The sequence below is a fragment of the Kribbella sp. NPDC050124 genome, assembly GCF_044460355.1.
GTDB lineage: Bacteria > Actinomycetota > Actinomycetes > Propionibacteriales > Kribbellaceae > Kribbella.
On record NZ_JBITJU010000013.1, the window covers coordinates 141,338 to 158,463 of the forward strand.

At 69.4% G+C, this 17,126-nt stretch carries 16 protein-coding genes; 7 read left to right on the forward strand and 9 right to left on the reverse strand.

Annotation, left to right across the window (positions count from 1 at the left end; genetic code table 11):
• Window positions 1-37: 37 nt before the first annotated feature.
• From ACIBL3_RS27635 to ACIBL3_RS27655, 5 genes are all read right to left on the reverse strand, one after another.
• Window positions 38-562, reverse strand: coding sequence for a general stress protein (locus tag ACIBL3_RS27635; protein ID WP_396356511.1), 525 nt, complete (start codon window positions 560-562; stop codon window positions 38-40).
• A gap of 77 nt (window positions 563-639) precedes the next feature.
• On the reverse strand, window positions 640-1,788 hold the full coding sequence (locus tag ACIBL3_RS27640) for a PQQ-dependent sugar dehydrogenase (protein ID WP_396356512.1): 1,149 nt from the start codon (window positions 1,786-1,788) through the stop codon (window positions 640-642).
• A 31-nt stretch (window positions 1,789-1,819) separates the two neighbouring features.
• Window positions 1,820-2,722 (reverse strand): LLM class flavin-dependent oxidoreductase, encoded by a 903-nt coding sequence (locus ACIBL3_RS27645; protein WP_396356513.1) that lies wholly within the window; start codon window positions 2,720-2,722, stop codon window positions 1,820-1,822.
• 114 nt (window positions 2,723-2,836) lie between these two features.
• Window positions 2,837-4,123 (reverse strand): class I SAM-dependent methyltransferase, encoded by a 1,287-nt coding sequence (locus ACIBL3_RS27650; RefSeq protein ID WP_396356514.1) that lies wholly within the window; start codon window positions 4,121-4,123, stop codon window positions 2,837-2,839.
• The gene (locus ACIBL3_RS27655; RefSeq protein ID WP_396356515.1) at window positions 4,120-5,517 is read right to left on the reverse strand and encodes an FAD-binding oxidoreductase; all 1,398 of its coding nucleotides are present in this window, start codon (window positions 5,515-5,517) and stop codon (window positions 4,120-4,122) included. The genes ACIBL3_RS27650 and ACIBL3_RS27655 overlap by 4 nt, the downstream gene beginning before the upstream one ends.
• 70 nt (window positions 5,518-5,587) lie before the next feature.
• On the opposite strand from ACIBL3_RS27655, the gene ACIBL3_RS27660 reads away from it, so the two are divergent.
• The 5 genes from ACIBL3_RS27660 to ilvD all read left to right on the forward strand — a co-directional run bounded on the left by ACIBL3_RS27660 (window position 5,588) and on the right by ilvD (window position 10,218).
• The gene (locus ACIBL3_RS27660; RefSeq protein ID WP_396356516.1) at window positions 5,588-6,517 is read left to right on the forward strand and encodes a 2-hydroxyacid dehydrogenase; all 930 of its coding nucleotides are present in this window, start codon (window positions 5,588-5,590) and stop codon (window positions 6,515-6,517) included.
• Window positions 6,518-6,529: 12 nt separating this feature from the next.
• A complete protein-coding gene (locus tag ACIBL3_RS27665; protein WP_396356517.1) occupies window positions 6,530-7,627 on the forward strand; it encodes a WD40/YVTN/BNR-like repeat-containing protein in 1,098 nt (365 codons plus the stop codon).
• 1 nt (window position 7,628) lies between these two features.
• Window positions 7,629-7,895, forward strand: coding sequence for a MoaD/ThiS family protein (locus ACIBL3_RS27670; RefSeq protein ID WP_396356518.1), 267 nt, complete (start codon window positions 7,629-7,631; stop codon window positions 7,893-7,895).
• Window positions 7,896-7,951: 56 nt separating this feature from the next.
• Entirely contained in the window at window positions 7,952-8,485 is a 534-nt protein-coding gene (locus tag ACIBL3_RS27675; protein ID WP_396356519.1) for an AAA family ATPase, read from the forward strand.
• 65 nt (window positions 8,486-8,550) lie between these two features.
• Window positions 8,551-10,218 (forward strand): dihydroxy-acid dehydratase, encoded by a 1,668-nt coding sequence (ilvD, locus tag ACIBL3_RS27680; RefSeq protein WP_396356520.1) that lies wholly within the window; start codon window positions 8,551-8,553, stop codon window positions 10,216-10,218.
• On the opposite strand, the gene ACIBL3_RS27685 is transcribed toward ilvD, so the two are convergent.
• The 4 genes from ACIBL3_RS27685 to ACIBL3_RS27700 are packed head-to-tail and all read right to left on the reverse strand — an operon-like array spanning window position 10,189 to window position 13,976.
• Window positions 10,189-11,694 carry a tripartite tricarboxylate transporter permease gene (locus ACIBL3_RS27685; RefSeq protein ID WP_396356521.1) on the reverse strand — a complete coding sequence of 502 codons (1,506 nt, stop codon included), beginning with the start codon at window positions 11,692-11,694 and terminating at the stop codon, window positions 10,189-10,191. The genes ilvD and ACIBL3_RS27685 overlap by 30 nt on opposite strands.
• 1 nt (window position 11,695) lies before the next feature.
• Complete coding sequence (locus ACIBL3_RS27690) at window positions 11,696-12,160, reverse strand: tripartite tricarboxylate transporter TctB family protein (protein ID WP_396356522.1); 465 nt, start codon at window positions 12,158-12,160, stop codon at window positions 11,696-11,698.
• On the reverse strand, window positions 12,157-13,143 hold the full coding sequence (locus tag ACIBL3_RS27695) for a Bug family tripartite tricarboxylate transporter substrate binding protein (protein WP_396356523.1): 987 nt from the start codon (window positions 13,141-13,143) through the stop codon (window positions 12,157-12,159). Before ACIBL3_RS27695 ends, ACIBL3_RS27690 begins: the two co-directional genes overlap by 4 nt.
• On the reverse strand, window positions 13,140-13,976 hold the full coding sequence (locus ACIBL3_RS27700) for an alpha/beta hydrolase (RefSeq protein WP_396356524.1): 837 nt from the start codon (window positions 13,974-13,976) through the stop codon (window positions 13,140-13,142). The genes ACIBL3_RS27695 and ACIBL3_RS27700 overlap by 4 nt, the downstream gene beginning before the upstream one ends.
• On the opposite strand from ACIBL3_RS27700, the gene ACIBL3_RS27705 reads away from it, so the two are divergent.
• Complete coding sequence (locus tag ACIBL3_RS27705) at window positions 13,975-15,084, forward strand: DUF5937 family protein (protein WP_396356525.1); 1,110 nt, start codon at window positions 13,975-13,977, stop codon at window positions 15,082-15,084. The genes ACIBL3_RS27700 and ACIBL3_RS27705 overlap by 2 nt on opposite strands.
• A gap of 293 nt (window positions 15,085-15,377) precedes the next feature.
• Complete coding sequence (locus ACIBL3_RS27710) at window positions 15,378-17,126, forward strand: acetolactate synthase large subunit (RefSeq protein WP_396356526.1); 1,749 nt, start codon at window positions 15,378-15,380, stop codon at window positions 17,124-17,126.

The window sequence follows — 17,126 nt, forward strand, 5'->3', positions numbered from 1 at the left end:
TTCGGGGCCGGCCGCCTGGCCGGCCCCGAAGTCGTTCTCAGGCGGCGTCTCGCTCCTCGTGCGGAGCGTCCGCAATCACTTCGCGCTCGACCCGGCCGTCGTCGACGTCGGACGCGTCGGCCAGCAGCGTCCGGGCGACCGAGAGCTCCTCGACCGGGCAGCGGACCTCGTAGCGGGTCGGCACCACCTCGGTGATCTCGACCTCCGGACGGTTCCGGATCAGTCCGCGGAACAAACCCCACAGCGTCCCGAGCAAGCCGCCGTACACGAGTCCCCAGATCACGACCACCAGCCCGGTCAGCGTCGTCTCCGCGACCAGCGTGACGAACACCCCAGCCAGCAGCCCGAGTACGGCGCCGTGCAGCGCGCCGGCCGCGGTCAGCTTGACCACCGGGACACGTGGGCGTTTTCGCACCTGCCGGAGCTCGGCGCCGACGATACTCATCGACCCGGAGTCCATCCCGTAACTTCGCAGGTAGTCCACTGTCCGCTGAGCATTCTCGAAGCTGCTCGCCGACGCGATGACGCTGCTGGGTACGACGGACACCTGATCGGGCCGCATGACTATCAGTCCTCCCTCTGACCTGTGGGCTCTTCCACAAGTACCAGACGACCAAAGCGGCTAAACGGTTGGCGCGATCAGCGGCTGATCGTGACCCGCAGGATCCGGTCGTCGCCGTCGCGGGTGTCGCCGCGGCCGTCGGTGTTCGAGGTGGTCAGCCACAGCGAGCCGTCCGGCGCGGTCTCGATCGTGCGCAGCCGTCCGTACCGGCCGACGAAGAACGCCTGCGGCTCGCCCGTTCGCTTGCCTCCGGCAACTGGAATGGCCCACAGCCGTTCTCCCCGCAGCGACGCCATGAACACATGTCCCTGCGCGAACGCGATCCCGGACGGCGAGGCGTCACTGGTCCGCCACTGGGCGATCGGGTTCGTCATGCCGTCCAGGTCCTCGATTCCCTCCGCGGCCGGCCAGCCGTAGTTGGCGCCGGAGGTGATCGCGTTCAGCTCGTCCCAGGTGTTCTGGCCGAACTCGGCGGCGTACAGCTGGTTCCCGTCGAAGGCGAGGCCTTGCACGTTCCGGTGGCCCTTGGAGTACCAGACCTGGCCGCCCGGGTTGCCCGGCGCGGGCTTGCCGTCCGTGGTGATGCGCAGGATCTTGCCGCCCAGCGACCCGTCGTCCTGCGAGTTCGGCCGGTCCGCGCCGTCACCGGTCCCGGCGTACAGGAATCCGTCCGGCCCGAACCGCAGCCGGCCGCCGTTGTGGATCGCCGCCGCCGGGATCCCGTCCAGGATCACCTGCTGGTCGCTGAGCCCGTTGTTCTGGAAGGTGATCCGGGCGATCCGGTTGTCACCGCCGGCGCTGTAGTAGGCGTAGATGTACGGACGGCGCGGGTACTGCGGGTCGACGGCCAGCCCGAGCAGACCGCCCTCGGACGACGGGTCCACGTCGTCGACCTCGCCGACCTCGCTCACCTGCCCGCCCGCGATCCGCTTGATCTTGGCCGAGTCGCGCTCACTCACCAGCGCGCTCTGGTCCGGCAGGAACGCCAGGCCCCACGGCACCTCGATCCCGGTCGCCACGGTCGACGCGACGGTCAGGTTCACCGGCCCAGTCGGGGCAGCGGTGGTCGCCGGCGGAGCCGACGTCGTCCCCGGACTCGTCGGGGTCGGCGTCGTACTAGCCGAAGGACTGGTTGCCGTCCCCGCGCCGGACGGCTCGCCGTCGTCCCCGGAGCACCCGGCCACGAGCGCGAGCGCGGCCACCACCACTGCAGCACGAGCCTTCACGCCGTCTCCTCAGGTCGATATGCCTCCCAAGTTAGCGGCTCACACCAGCCCGTACGGCGGGGATCACCCGACCTGCAACCAATTCGAGAGACCGCATCGCGGCCTTGTGCGACAGCCTCGGCAGCCGGAGCCAATGCGCGAAGTGCACGAACCGGGTCGCCTCGTGCAGCGCGATCAACCGGGCGGCGACATCGTCCGGTGTGCCGACGAGGTAGTCCTCGCGGTGCAGCGGGGGTGGTTCGGTCCCGCCGTACGACGCGATTTCGCCTTCCAGGTAGGCGATTCCCGGCGCGGCGTCGGCCCAGGCGCGGTTGGCGTCGTCGTCCACGTGCATGATGCCGGTGCAGATCAGTGGCGGTGGATTGTCGACGACCTCGTCCAGCAGCTTCCGCCGGGCGATCAGATCCGCGGGCGTCGCGCAGTAAATGATCACCCCGGCACCCAGCCGCGCTGCACGCCTCAGCCCCGCCGCGGTCACCCCGGCCACGTAGATCGGGATCTCACCCATCGGCCTCGGTGACACTCCACCGGCCCAGGCGTCCCGGATGACCTGCACACCTTCTTCGAGCAGCTTCCCGCGCCGCCGCCGGTCGACCCCGAACGCGGCGAACTCCCGCTCCGAGTACCCCTGCCCGACCCCGAGCACCATCCGCCCACCCGACACCTGATCCACCACGGCAGCGTCCTCTGCGACCTGCAACGGATGGTGCAGCGGCAACACCAGAATGTTCGTCCCCACCCGGATCCGCGTGGTCCGCGCCGCCAGCACTCCCGCCATCACCAACGGCGAAGGCAGCATCCCGTCCCCAGTCAGGTGATGCTCCGACAACCACACCCCGTCGAACCCCAACCGATCGGCAACCACCACCTCAGCCACGCGATCCGCCCCGTACCCACCCTCCCGAACATCCATCAACACGCCGAACTCGATCACCCGACCCACCCTCGCCCGCCCCTGCGCGCGCGTCCAATGCCGATCCGGCGCACAGTTCATGCGCCCGGGACATCAGCTCAGGCACATCAGCTCGGGGACATCAGCTCAGGGACATCAGCTCAGCCAGGTCGGTCGCAACGGGAAGTGGGCGTCGGCGTCGGTGTCCAGTTTGACGGCGAGGATCTGGTGGAGTTGGGTGTTGTTGCGTTCGAAGCCGACGCGGCAGGCGGCCAGGTACAGGCCCCAGATCTTGGCGGTGGGGTAGCCGACTTCGGCGACCGCCTCCTCCCAGTGCGCCTGGAGGTTGTCGGACCAGGCGGCGAGGGTGAGGGCGTAGTGCTCGCGCAGGTTCTCCTCGTGGCGGACCTCGAAGCCGGCGTCCTGGGCCTCGGCGATGATCCGGCCGGAACCGATCAGCTCGCCGTCGGGGAAGATGTAGCGGTCGATGAACGCACCGGTCGAGCGGTACCGGTTGTCGGGCCGGGTGATGCTGTGGTTGAGCAACCGGCCGCCTGGCTTGAGCCGGTCGAGCAGGAAGCCGAAGTACGACGGGTAGTTGCGCACGCCGATGTGCTCGGTCAGGCCGATCGAGCTGATCGCGTCGAACTCCCGCTCCGCGACGTCGCGGTAGTCCAGGAACCGCACCTCGGCGAGCTCCTGCAGGCCTTCGCGTTCGATCGCCTCGGTCGCCCACTCCGCCTGCGCCGACGACAGCGTGACGCCGAGCGCTTTGACGCCGTACTCACGGGCCGCGTGCCGGACCATGCCGCCCCAGCCGCAGCCGACGTCGAGAAGTCGTTGCCCAGGGCGCAGATCGAGTTTGCGCGCGACCAGGTCGTACTTCGCCGCCTGCGCCTGCTCCAGGGTCGCGTCCAGGGACGGGTAAACGGCGCACGTGTACGTCATCGACGGCCCGAGGATCCACTCGTAGAAGCGGTTCGACACGTCGTAGTGGTGGTGGATGGCCGCGCGGTCCCGGGTCCGCGAGTGCCGCAGGCCCTCGAAGGTACGGCGCCACTTCGGCAGGTGCTCCTGCGGCGGTGGAGGCGGCGGTTTCAGGTGGCTCCAACCCAGCCCGCGGACGATCCGCAGCGCCTCGGCCGGTGTCGGGCGGTGGAAGTGCAGCTGGTTGAGCATCATCTGCATCAGCGCGTACGGATTGCCCGGATGCACGCCGGTGATCTCCAGGTCGCCCATCACGTACGCGCGGACCAGTCCGAGGTCACCCGGTGCGGTGAGGACGTAGGACAGGCCGCGTTCGGAGGCGAGATGCATGTGGATCGGCGAATCTTCCGGTCCGGTCGCGCTGCCGTCGTACGCCGTGAACCGGAACGGCAGCCCGTCCGGTGTCACGGCGGTCAGCGCCTCGGCGATCGATACCCGGGTCTCGAGGGTGGTCATCGGCGTGTCACCGCCTTCTCGTAGAGCCCGGTCAGCCGGGCGTCGGGGTCGTAGCGTTTCTTCACCTCGGTGAGGGCCGGGACGTTGTAGAGGCGGTCGAACGTGTCTCGGTCGTAGTAGGCGTCGGAGTACAGCGACTTGTGCCCATCGAAGTCCGCGACGGCTGCCTCGATGCGGCGGTTGACGTCGCCGTCGGCCGCACCGGGAGCGATCGGCACGGTGCCCCAGAAGCCGACGTTCACGTACGTCGTCTCCGGCGTCAGCGGGTAGAGCGGCCAGGGCGTCGTACCGCGCAGGCGCAGCGGGCACAGCCACACCGGGCGCATCCCGACCTCGGCGTCGAACCAGCGCAGGAACGCGGCCAGCCGGGTGACCGGGATCTCGACGTCCTGGACGACGCGTTCACGATCCGGCCGGCCGCGGCGGCGGTTGATGCGGGCGGCGACGTGGTGCCGGTTCTCGAAGCCGACGATCTTGTAGAACACGTCACTGCGCCGCCAGCGCTTCGGCCACAGTCGCCGTACCACTGGTTGCTGCGCACCGAACGCGGCCGAGCACCAGAACCAGTCGGTGTCCCACCGCCACAGGTAGTCGTGTGCGGTGAGGAAGTCCTTCTGCCGTTGGCGAATCGAGCGGTAGTAGATCTGCTGGCCGGTGTAGTCGCTCGCCCTTCCCCGCGACGAGTATGGCACCGCGGCGTCGCTGTTGCGGCCGAGGGTCAGGTACACCTCGGACGGGCTGAACGAGACGCCGTCCACGAAGTGCACCGGCTCGCCCTCGTACATGCCGGAGGCAACGATCTCCTCGATCGCCGGGGCCAGCCGATCGAGTCCCACGCGGACGTGCCGCAGGGCGACGTACGGCGAGATCCGGTCGAGCTCGATCCGCAGCCGGGTCGCGTACCCGAGCGTGCCGTAGGAGTTGGGAAACGTGCGGAACAGCTCGGCGTGCTCGCCCTCGGGCCGCGCTGTCACGATGTCGCCGGCGCCGGTGAGGATGTCGAGCTCGAGCACGGACTCGTGCGGCAGTCCGGCCCGGAACGACGACGATTCGATCCCGAGCCCGGTCACCGCGCCGCCGAGGGTGATCGTCTTCAGTTGCGGCACGACCATCGGCGTCAGCCCGTGCGGCAGGGTCGCGGCGACCAGGTCCTCGTACGTGCACATGCCCTGGACGTCCGCGGTCCGCGCGGCCGCGTCCACGCTGATCACCCCGGTCAGCCCGGACACGTCGAGGCCCGGCCGTTCGGTCTCGGTCCGCGGCCGGAACAGGTTCGAACTGCGCTTCGCCAGCCGCACCGGCTCCCCCTGCGGGATGCGCTGGTACGACGAACGCAGCCGCCCAACGGCCTGATCGTGATCGAGGGTCGAGGCCAGATCCGATGTCGAAGGCACCGATCCAATGTAATCCGGGGCGGTGGGGTGGGGAAGGAAATTGTCTGCGCGGGCGAGTAGGTTCGGGGGCATGGCTGATGTGAAGGCATGGTTGCCGTGGGAGGACGCGGAATCCACCCTCGGCGGAGTGCCCGCGGGTTTCGACGTGGAGTGGTACGCCGGTGGCGAGCGGCCGGGGTCACTCGACCAGGTGGAGTTCTACGTCCCTGCGTACATGGGCGGCTCGGACGTGGTCGAGGTGGTCCGCGACATGCCCGCGCTGAAGGTGGTGCAGCTGCAGACCGCGGGCTTCGAGAACCTGCTGCCGCATCTGGCCGATGACGTGACCTTGTGCAACGCGCGTGGGGTCCACGACGCGTCGACGGCCGAGCTGGCGGTAGGGCTGATCCTGGCGTCGTACCGTCGCCTGCCGCGTGCTGTGCGCAACCAGGACCAGCAGGTCTGGCCGGCGTCGTACGACGAGATGGACGACTCGCTCGCGGACCGGACGGTGCTGATCCTCGGGTACGGGTCGATCGGGGAGGCGCTGGAGCGGCGGCTGACTGGGTTCGAGTGCGAGATCATCCGGGTCGCCCGGCGGCCGCGGGAGGGTGTGCACCCGATCAGTGAACTGCCCGACCTGCTGCCGCTGGCGGATGTCGTCGTACTGCTGACCCCGGCGACGGCGGACACGCGGGGCATGGTGGACGGCAAGTTCCTGGCTCAGTTGAAGGACGGCGCGCTGCTGGTGAACGTCGCGCGCGGCGTCGTCGTGGACACCGACGCGCTGCTGACCGAGCTGGCCGGCGGCCGGATCCGCGCCGCGCTCGACGTGACCGACCCCGAGCCGTTGCCCGCCGGGCACCCGCTGTGGTCGGCTCCGAACGTGCTGGTCAACCCGCACCGCGGCGGCGCCTCGACGGCGTTCGCGCCGCGGGTCGCCCGACTGGTCCGCGCTCAGCTGGAGCGGTACGCGGCCGGCGAGCCATTGATCAACGTGGTGGGGGGTCCACCGCGGTAGAGGAGGACGACGATGTCCGAGGCCGTACTGCTGATCGGGACCAAGAAAGGGCTCTGGATCGGCCGCAGTGATGCTGCGCGCAAGGACTGGACGCTGGACGGTCCGGTGAAGCAGTTCGAGATGCAGGGTGTGTACGCGGTCGGGATCGATCCCCGCGGCGACCGGCCGCGGGTGTTCGCCGGCGGGACGAGTGAGCACTGGGGACCGGCCGTGTTCCACAGCGACGACCTCGGCGCGACCTGGGACGAGCCGCCGGAGGGCTCGATCGGGTTCCCCAAGGACTCCGAGACCTCGCTCGAGCGGGTCTGGCAGATCCAGCCGGGTCCTGCATCGCAGCCGGGCGTCGTGTACGCCGGGACCGAGCCGTCGGCGCTGTGGAAGTCGACCGACGGGGGAGTGACGTTCGAGTTGGTCCATGGGCTCTGGGACCACCCGCACCGCAAGGAGTGGGGCGCCGGGTTCGGCGGGCAGGCGATCCACACCGTGCTGCCGCATCCGACCGATCCGGACCGGGTCAGCGTCGCGATGTCGACCGGCGGCGTGTACCGGACCGAAGACGGCGGCGCGTCGTGGTCGCCGGCCAACCACGGGATCAAGGCGTACTTCTTCCCCGACCCGTACCCGGAGTTCGGCCAGTGTGTCCACAAGCTGGCCGCGCATCCCGACGTACCGGAGCGGATGTTCGCGCAGAACCACCACGGCGTCTACCGCTCCGACGACGGCGGGGCGATCTGGAAGTCGATCGCGGACGGGCTGCCGTCGGACTTCGGGTTCCCGATCGCGGTGCACCCGCACGAGCCGGAGACGGTGTACGTCTTCCCGCTGATCGCCGACGGGAACCGGATCCCCACCGAGGCGAAGTGCCGGGTCTTCCGGTCCCGCGATGCCGGGTCCACCTGGGAACCGTTGTCGGAGGGGCTGCCCGACGTCCCGTCGTACGCGCCGGTCCTGCGGGACGCGATGAGCACGGACACGGCCGAGCCAGCCGGGGTGTACGTCGGCACGCGCGACGGCTGCGTCTACGCGAGCGCGGACGCCGGCGACACCTGGACCGAGGTCGCGCGGCACCTGCCGGACGTGCTGTCCGTCCGCGCGGCGGTGATCGGCTGACATGGCGATCGCGGTGAAGCTGCCGACCGTGCTGAGACCGTTCGCGGGTGGCGCCGAGCGGGTCGAGGCCCACGGCACAACCGTCGGCGAGGTCGTTGCCGCCCTGGACCCGGTCCTGCGGCGACGGCTGACCGACGAGCAGGGCGCCGTACGGCGGCACGTGAACATCTACCTGGGCGACGACAACATCCGCGACCTGGATGGCCTAGGTACGGCGGTTCGGGACGGCGACGAGCTCGTGATCCTGCCGAGTGTGGCGGGCGGCTGACGGCGGCCGAAATTAAGACTGCAGTTCGCCGGTCAGGTTGGCTAGCGTCGGGCGGCATGACCGACGTACTCCTCCTGACCGGCTCACCAGGCTCCGGCAAGACGACCGTGGCCCGGCTCGTCGCGACCGATGCCCCGCGGCCGACCGTGCACGTGACGACGGACGAGTTCTACCGCGCCATCCGCACTGGCTTCATCGCGCCGTACCTGCCCGGGGCCGCGCGGCAGAACGACGTCGTGGTCGACGCCATCGTCGCCGCGGTCGTCGTCTACGCGCGCGGCGGCTACGACGTGGTGGTCGACGGCGTCATCGGCCCGTGGTTCCTACCGCCGTTCCTGAAGGCTGCCGCCGACGAGCACTGGTCCCTGTCGTACGTCGTACTCCGCCCCGACCTGGACACAACCATCAGCCGCGCCCAAGGCCGGGCCGCCGGCGAACTGAAGGACGTCGAAGCCATCACCGGCCTGCACACCGCCTTCGCCGACCTGGCCGACCTGGAATCCCACGCCCTCGACACTGCCGCGCTGACCCCGGAACAAACCGCCGCCGCCGTCCGCGAGGCCGTCGCCGCAGGCACGCACCGCCTCTGAGATCCGCCGCCCTGACGCCACCTCGTCGCGGGAGTTGTCATGACGGTGGTGATTAGAGTGAGGCCATGGTCGATGTGAAGCCACGTAGCCGGACAGTGACCGATGGACTCGAGGCGACCGCGTCGCGCGGGATGTTGCGGGCGGTCGGGATGGGTGACGACGACTGGGCCAAGCCGCAGGTCGGGGTCGCGTCGAGCTGGAACGAGATCACCCCGTGCAACCTGTCCCTGGACCGGCTCGCGAAGGCGGTCAAGGAAGGCGTGCACGCGGCCGGCGGCTACCCGCTGGAGTTCGGCACGATCAGCGTGTCCGACGGCATCTCGATGGGCCACGTCGGCATGCACTACTCACTCGTCAGCCGGGAGATCATCGCCGACTCGGTCGAGACCGTGATGGAGGCCGAGCGGCTCGACGGCTCGGTGCTGCTGGCCGGTTGCGACAAGTCGCTGCCGGGCATGCTGATGGCCGCCGCCCGGCTCGACCTCGCGTCGGTCTTCCTGTACGCCGGTTCGATCATGCCGGGCCGCCTCGGCGACAAGGACGTCACGATCATCGACGCCTTCGAGGCCGTCGGCGCCTGCGTGCGCGGCCTGATCACCCAGGACGAGGTCGACGCGGTCGAACGCGCGATCTGTCCCGGCGAAGGCGCCTGCGGCGGGATGTACACGGCCAACACGATGGCCGCCTCCGCCGAAGCGCTCGGGATGTCGCTTCCCGGCTCGGCCGCGCCGCCCGCGGTCGACCGGCGCCGGGACGGGTACGCCCGCAAGTCCGGCGAGGCCGCGGTCGGCCTGCTGCAGAAGGGGATCACGGCCCGTCAGATCCTCACCAAGGAAGCCTTCGAGAACGCCATCGCCGTCGTGATGGCGTTGGGTGGCTCGACGAACGCCGTACTGCACCTGCTCGCGATCGCGCGTGAGGCCGAGGTGGACCTGTCGCTGGCGGACTTCAACCGGATCGGCGACCGGGTGCCGCACCTCGGCGACCTCAAGCCGTTCGGCCGCTACGTGATGACCGATGTCGACCGAGTCGGCGGCATCCCGGTGGTGATGCGGGCGCTGCTCGACGCGGGTCTGCTGCACGGCGACTGCCTGACCGTGACCGGGAAGACGATGGCCGAGAACCTCGCCGACATCGCCCCGCCGGACGTCGACGGCGTGATCATCCGCGCGCTGGACAAGCCGATCCACGGCAGCGGCGGGATCACCATCCTGCACGGCTCGCTGGCGCCGGAGGGCGCGGTGGTGAAAAGCGCCGGCTTCGACTCCGACGTCTTCGAGGGTACGGCGCGGGTCTTCGACGGCGAGCGTGGTGCGATGGACGCGGTCGCCTCCCTGAAGCCCGGCGACGTCGTGGTGATCCGCTACGAGGGCCCGAAGGGCGGCCCCGGGATGCGCGAGATGCTCGCCGTGACCGGCGCGATCAAGGGCGCCGGCCTCGGCAAGGACGTGCTGCTGCTCACCGACGGCCGCTTCTCCGGCGGTACGACGGGACTCTGCGTCGGCCACGTCGCCCCCGAAGCCGTGGACGGCGGGCCGATCGCGTTCGTCCGGGACGGCGACCGGATCACCCTGGACGTCAAGAACCGGACCCTCGACCTCCACGTCAGCCCCGAGGAACTCGAAAGCCGGCGCCAAGGGTGGACCCCGAAGGCGCCGAACATCACCAAGGGCGTCCTCGGCAAGTACACCCGGCTGGTCCGGTCAGCTTCTGAGGGCGCGGTCTGCATCTAGCCGACGCCGGCGCAGTACGACGGGCAGCACCAGGCAGGCGAGCGCGATCAGCAGGATCAGCGCGGACACCGGACGCGTGACGAACACGCTCGGATCGCCCTCGCTGAAGGCCAGCGCTCGCCGGAACTGCACCTCCATCAACGGCCCGAGGACGGCGCCGAGGATGAGCGGCGCGACCGGATACCCGGCGCGCCGCAACCCGAACCCGACCAGACCGAAGCAGTAGGCAACGAACAGCTCGAAGACACTCGCGCCGGTCGAGTACACGCCCAGCGTCGCGAACACCAGGATGGCGGCGGTGAGCAGAGGCGCGGGCACCCGCAGCAGCTTCACCCACACCCGGACCAGCGGCAGGTTCAGCACCAGCAGCATCACGTTGCCGATGTAGAGGCTCGCGATCAGCGTCCACACCAGCACCGGCTGTTGGTCGAACAGTTGCGGACCCGGCTGCACGTTGTAGATCTGGAACGCGATCAGCAGGATGCTCGCGGTCGCCGAGGTCGGAATACCGAGCGTCAGCAGCGGCACGAGGACGCCCGAGAAGGCCGCGTTGTTCGCCGCTTCTGGACCGGCCACGCCCTCGATCGCACCCTTCCCAAACTCCTCCGGGTGCTTCGACAGCCGTTTCTCCACGTTGTAGCTCAGGAATGTCGGCAACTCGGCCCCACCGGCGGGCAACGATCCGATCGGCAGGCCGAACGCCGTACCCCGGAGCCAAGGCTTCCAGGACCGGCGGAAGTCCTCGCGCGTCATCCCGATCCGGCCCTCGACCGTCACCGCGGGCCCGGCGCCGCGATCGCGGGACGCCGCGGTGGCGACGGCCTCGGCGACCGCGAACAACCCGACCGCAAGTGCCACCACCGGTAACCCCTCGAACAGCTGCGGTACGCCGAACGCCAGCCGCGGTTGACCGGTCAGCTGGTCGATCCCGATCAGCCCGATCACCAGCCCGAGGAACAGGCTGGACAACCCGCGCACGATCGACGACCCCATCAGCGACGTCACGGTGACGAACGCGAGCACCATGATCGCGAAGTACTCGGCAGGCTGGATCAGCTTGGCGATCGACGACATCGCCGGCGCCAGGAACGTGATCACCACGGTCGAGATGGTCCCGGCCACGAACGAGCCGATCGCCGCCGTCGCCAGCGCGGCCCCGGCCCGGCCCGCTCGCGACATCGGATAGCCCTCGAGCGTGGTCGGGATCGACGCCGTCTCACCGGGGATGTTCAGCAGGATCGCCGTCGTCGACCCGCCGTACATGCCGCCGTAGTAGATCCCGGCGAACATCACGAACGCACTCGTCGGCTCGAACACGAACGTCAACGGCAGCAGCAACGCGATCGTCGTCGCCGGCCCGAGCCCGGGCAGCACGCCGACCAGCGTGCCGATCGTGACACCCAGCAAGGCCAGCAACAGGTTGGCCGGACTCAGCGCCTGCCCGAAACCGTCGAACAGACTGGACAGCACGTCCATCTCAGATCGCCAGCCTGACCAGGCCCGGCGGCAGCGAGATGCCGAGCACCCGATCGAACAGCACGTACGTCGCCATCGCGAGAACCACCGCGATCACGGCGTCCCGTAGCAGCCGCCGACTGCCCAGCACTCGTGCACACACGACGAAGAACACCGTGGTCGCCTGCCAGTACCCGACCGGCACGAGCACTGCGGCGTAACCGGCCAGCGCCACGAGCAGAATCAGCATCGGCCGCCACTGAATCGGCTCGTGGTCCTCCTCGTCGTCGGTCGACGTGAACGCCTGCACGACACCGATCACCGCGACGACACCCAACCCGAAGCCGACCAGCAGTGGGAAGGCGCGCGGTCCGACGGCCTGGTAGCCGCCGCCCTCCGGGATCCGGAAGGCCGACACCAGCACAACCACCGCGGTCAGCAGGAATCCGATCGCGACCAGCCGGCGCGACCAGCCGACCTCGGTCACTTGGCCAATCCCATCTCGGTGAGGATCGCGGTGATCTGGGTGCGCTGGTCGGTGAGCACCTTCTTGAAGTCGTCGCCCGGCGTCCACGCCTCGACCCAGTTGTTCTTCTTCAGCACGTCCTGCCAGCAGGAGCTCTGCCGCATCTTGTCGACCATCGCGATGACGTCCTTCTGCTGCTCGGCGGACAGCCCCGCCGGGGCCATCACACCGGCCAGCGTCGACACCGACTTGTCCGCCAGCCCGAGTTCCTTCAACGTCGGCGCGTCGATGCCCTCGATCCGCGCGTCGCCGTCCACCGCGAGCACGCGCAGCGCACCGGCCGCGATCTGCGGCTTCAGCTCGACCACGGTGTCGATCCCCGCGGTCGCGGCGCCACTCAGCAACAGGTTCATCGACTCACCACCGCCGGCGGTCGGGACGTAGTTCACGTCCTTCACCGCGACGCCCTGCCCCTTGGCGAGTCCGGCGACGGTCAGCTGCCCCGGTCCACCGAGCGATCCACCCGTCCACTTGATCCCGCGCGGGTTCTGCTCGAGTGCCGCGAGCAGTCCGGGCAGGTCGGCGTACGGCGACTTCTCCGGTACGACGATCGCGCTCGGGCCGCGGCTCAGTCCGGCGATCGGGGTCAGCGTGGTCAGGTCGACGGGCGAGTGGTTGTTCACGATGCCGCCGAGCATCGTGGCCGAGTCCATCACCATCAGCTGGTACGGATCCCCGTTGTGCTTGGCGAACTGGGCCAGCCCGATGGTGCCGCCGGCGCCGGGCACGTTGGTCACGGTCGCCTTCTGGGTGGTGATCTTGCACTGGCTGAGCGCGTTCGCGATGCCGCGCGCACGGGTGTCCCAGCCGCCGCCCGGGCTGCCCGGCGCGAGGATCGACAGCGGCTTGCTCGGGTAGGACTCGGCGGTGTCGGTGGTGCTCTCGCCGACGGCGCAGCCGGTGGTCAGGACGAGCAGGACGGCGAGGGCGGGCAGGCGTTTCATCGGGTCTCCTGGAGGATCGTGGCGAAGAAGTCCTTGACCGGTTCGAGGACGCGCATCGGCTCGTGGCCGACGCCGGGGACGAGATCGAACCGGACTGCGATCCCGTGCTGGGTGAAGTTGTCGCGCAGAGCCTGGAGCCGCTCGATCCGGGTCACACCGTGCGCGTCGGCGCCGTCCATCCAGTTCGAGCTGCCCGGGTTGTTGATCTCCCAGGTCTCGACGTCGTCGGCGCCGACCACCATCTGTACCGGTACCTGGCGGAGCTCCTCGACCCGGGGTGGGTGGCCGAACTCCTCGGCGAACGTCGCGGTGCCGATCCACCACGGCCGATCGGAATCGAGGTAGGTGATCCGGCCGGGCGCCCCGATCGACAGGCCGGCCAGCCGGTCCGCGTGCAGGTAGCCGAACCGGTGCACGAACTGGCCGCCACCGGAGAACCCGTGCAGCAGAAAGCGTTCGGTGGCCACGTTGAACCGCGCTCCGGCCTCGTCCACCATCGCCAGCAGCACCTGGTCGAACCGGATGTCGCCGTACCGGATGAACTTGAAGTTGTGCAGGTCGTCCGGATCCCCGATCCCGGCCGGGAACAGCGGCGCCAGCACCAGGCAGCCGTGCTCCTCGGCCCAGTCGGCGAAGTTGTCCCGGTACTGCGGCCCCCGCCGTCCGGTCCCGTGCTGCAGTACGACGAGCGGCACCGGCGGACCGTCCGGCGTATGGGCCGTCGGCACGTACAGGCAGTAGGAGAACCGCTGGTCGTAGCGGGACGCGAAGATCGTGGTGGATCCGGCCAGGTAGAAACCGACGGGATCGTGAACCGGCAGGGTGTTCGACATGAACGGCAGCCTGGGGAAGCAGGCTCGCGTGAACAAGGACATTGCCGCGAACGCGGTAATCTGCCCCGTGGCCGTCACGCTCTTGCTGCCTGCAGCGGACCTGAGGTCGATCACGGTCCGTACGTCGCCGCTCGCCGAGCTGTGCGCGTGCCTCCACGCCCTCGACGAACCCGACCACCACCCGGCCGCGTCCCGTTGGGTCGCCCGCGTCCACGCCCACGCCGACGAGGACCTGCTTTCCCGCGCCACCGCCTGGGCCCCGCTCTGGAGCGCCTTCCGCGCCCGCTACCTGCTGCCGCTCACCGCCGGACCACGCCGAGCCCTCGACGAAGAACTGCAGGACATCGAGGCGATCCCGCTCGACGACTTCGAGACGATGACCCTGCAAGCCCTGATCGGCAAGAACAACGCGGCCATCGGCGATGGCGTCCTGCACCGCCTGCGACTGATCTCGTCCAGCCGGCTCGAGCTAGGGACCCTGGTACGGCGGGATGCCGCCGGGTTCCGTGGTCGGCTGCTCGACTTCCTCACCGCCTTCGCCGAGGCGGCGTTCACCCCCGAGTGGCCCGCGATGAAGGTCGTCCTGGAACGCGAGGCCTCAGCTCGCGAGTGGGACCTGCACCGTCGCGGCCCGTTCGCGCTGGCCGACCTGCCCGCGGCGACCGCGGGCGATGGACGGATCGTCCTGGACAAGCTCTACAACGCGACGGTCCAGATCGACGCGCAGCGCCCGTGCCTGCTGGTGCCAACGCTCTACGGCCAGCCGCATTTCGTGGTGAAGCACTACCCGCGCTACCCGGTGGTGATCCAGTACGGCACGAGTCCGTCGACGGCTCCCTCACTGGAGACGATCCGGCACCGGCTCGCCGTACTGCAGGATCCCACCAGGCTCAGGCTTTGCTACGCGATCCTCCGTAACCCCGTGGCCACCTCGGAGTTGGCCAATCAGTTGGGGATGAGCGCGCCGCAGGTCTCGCGGCATCTGCGGAAGCTTCGCGAAGCCGAGCTCGTGCACGTCCATCGGCGCGGGTCGGTCGTCTACTACCAGCTGGACGCGGCGGCGATCGAGCGGCTCGGACCGCAGCTGCTCTCGGTCCTCTATCGGTAAGACGGCCATCTCAGATCATGGGACGGTTAGCCGTCGAACTTGACCCGGTCGCGGTGTGTCGGCGAATGTTGCCTACATGCGATCGATTCTCCTCGTACTTGTGCGGCGCGCCGACTGACGCGACCACAGAGTCGAGCGCGCCCCTTCAGCCAACCCGGCGGAAGGGGCCTTTTTGTTGGACACAGTTGTTGCCAATGCGACTATCTGCGACCCAGATGCGCACCGGCGACAAGCAAGAGCGAGGATGGATCGGTCGCGACAAGCCAATCGTGACAGGACAGAGGAAGGCACTCATGAGTGAGCAGCTGACCGGGGCACAGGCTCTGATCCGCGCACTGGAACATGCCGGAGTGGACACCGTCTTCGGCATCCCGGGTGGCGCGATCCTCCCGGCGTACGACCCGATGCTCGACTCGACCCAGATCCGCCACATCCTGGTACGTCACGAGCAGGGCGCCGGCCACGCCGCCCAGGGGTACGCCTCGGCGTCCGGCAAGGTCGGCGTCTGCATGGCCACCTCGGGCCCCGGCGCGACCAACCTGGTGACGCCGATCGCCGACGCCTACATGGACTCGGTCCCGCTGGTCGCGATCACCGGCCAGGTGGCCAGCGCCGCGATCGGCACGGACGCCTTCCAGGAGGCCGACATCCGCGGCATCACGATGCCGATCACCAAGCACAACTTCCTGGTCAACGACCCCAACGACATCGCCACCACGGTCGCCGAGGCGTTCCACATCGCGTCCACCGGCCGCCCCGGCCCCGTGCTGGTCGACGTGACCAAGGACGCGATGCAGGCCCGGGTCGACTTCCACTGGCCGACAGAGCTCTCGCTGCCCGGCTACCGGCCGGTGACCCGCCCGCACCCCAAGCAGGTGCGTGAGGCGGCCCGGCTGATCGCGGCCGCCGAGAAGCCGGTGCTGTACGTCGGCGGCGGCGTGATCCGGGCCCAGGCCGACGCCGAGCTGAAGGAGCTCGCCGAGCTGCTCGGCATCCCGGTGGTCACGACGCTGATGGCCCGTGGCGCGCTGCCCGACACCCACGAGCTGCACTTCGGCATGCCGGGGATGCACGGCTCGGTGTCCGCGGTCGGCGCCCTGCAACGGTCTGATCTGCTGATCTGTCTCGGTGCCCGCTTCGACGACCGGGTGACCGGCAAGCTCGACTCGTTCGCTCCCGAGGCGAAGGTGATCCACGCCGACATCGACCCGGCCGAGATCGGCAAGAACCGGGCCGCGGACGTGCCGATCGTAGGTGACTGCAAGGAGGTCATCACCGACCTGATCGCCGCGCTGCGGACCGAGATCACGAACACCGGCCGCACCCCGACGTACGACACCTGGCGCAAGCAGCTCGAGGCAGTCCGGGCGAAGTACCCGGTCGCGTACGACGAACCCGACGACGGCACGCTGTCGCCGCAGTACGTGATCGAGCGGATCGGCAAGATCGCCGGCCCGGACGCCGTCTACACCGCGGGCGTCGGCCAGCACCAGATGTGGGCCGCGCACTACCTGCCGTTCGAGAAGCCCGGCCACTGGCTGAACTCCGGCGGCCTCGGCACCATGGGGTACGCCGTCCCGGCCGCGATGGGCGCCAAGGTCGCCCGGCCGGACAAGACCGTGTGGGCGATCGACGGCGACGGCTGCTTCCAGATGACCAACCAGGAGCTCGTCACCTGCGCGCTCGAGGGCATCCCGATCAAGGTTGCCGTGATCAACAACCAGTCGCTGGGCATGGTCCGGCAGTGGCAGACGCTGTTCTACGACCAGCGCTACTCCAACACCGACCTGCACTCGGCCCGGATCCCGGACTTCGCCAAGCTGGCCGAGGCGATGGGCGGCGTCGGGCTGCGCTGCTCCGACCGGGACTCGGTCGACGCGACGATCGAGAAGGCGATGGCGGTCCACGACGCGCCGGTGGTGGTCGACTTCGTCGTGCACCGCGACGCGATGGTCTGGCCGATGGTCGCGGCCGGGATGAGCAACGACGAGATCCAGATCGCCCGCGACATGGCGCCGACCTGGGACAGCGAGGAGCTGTAA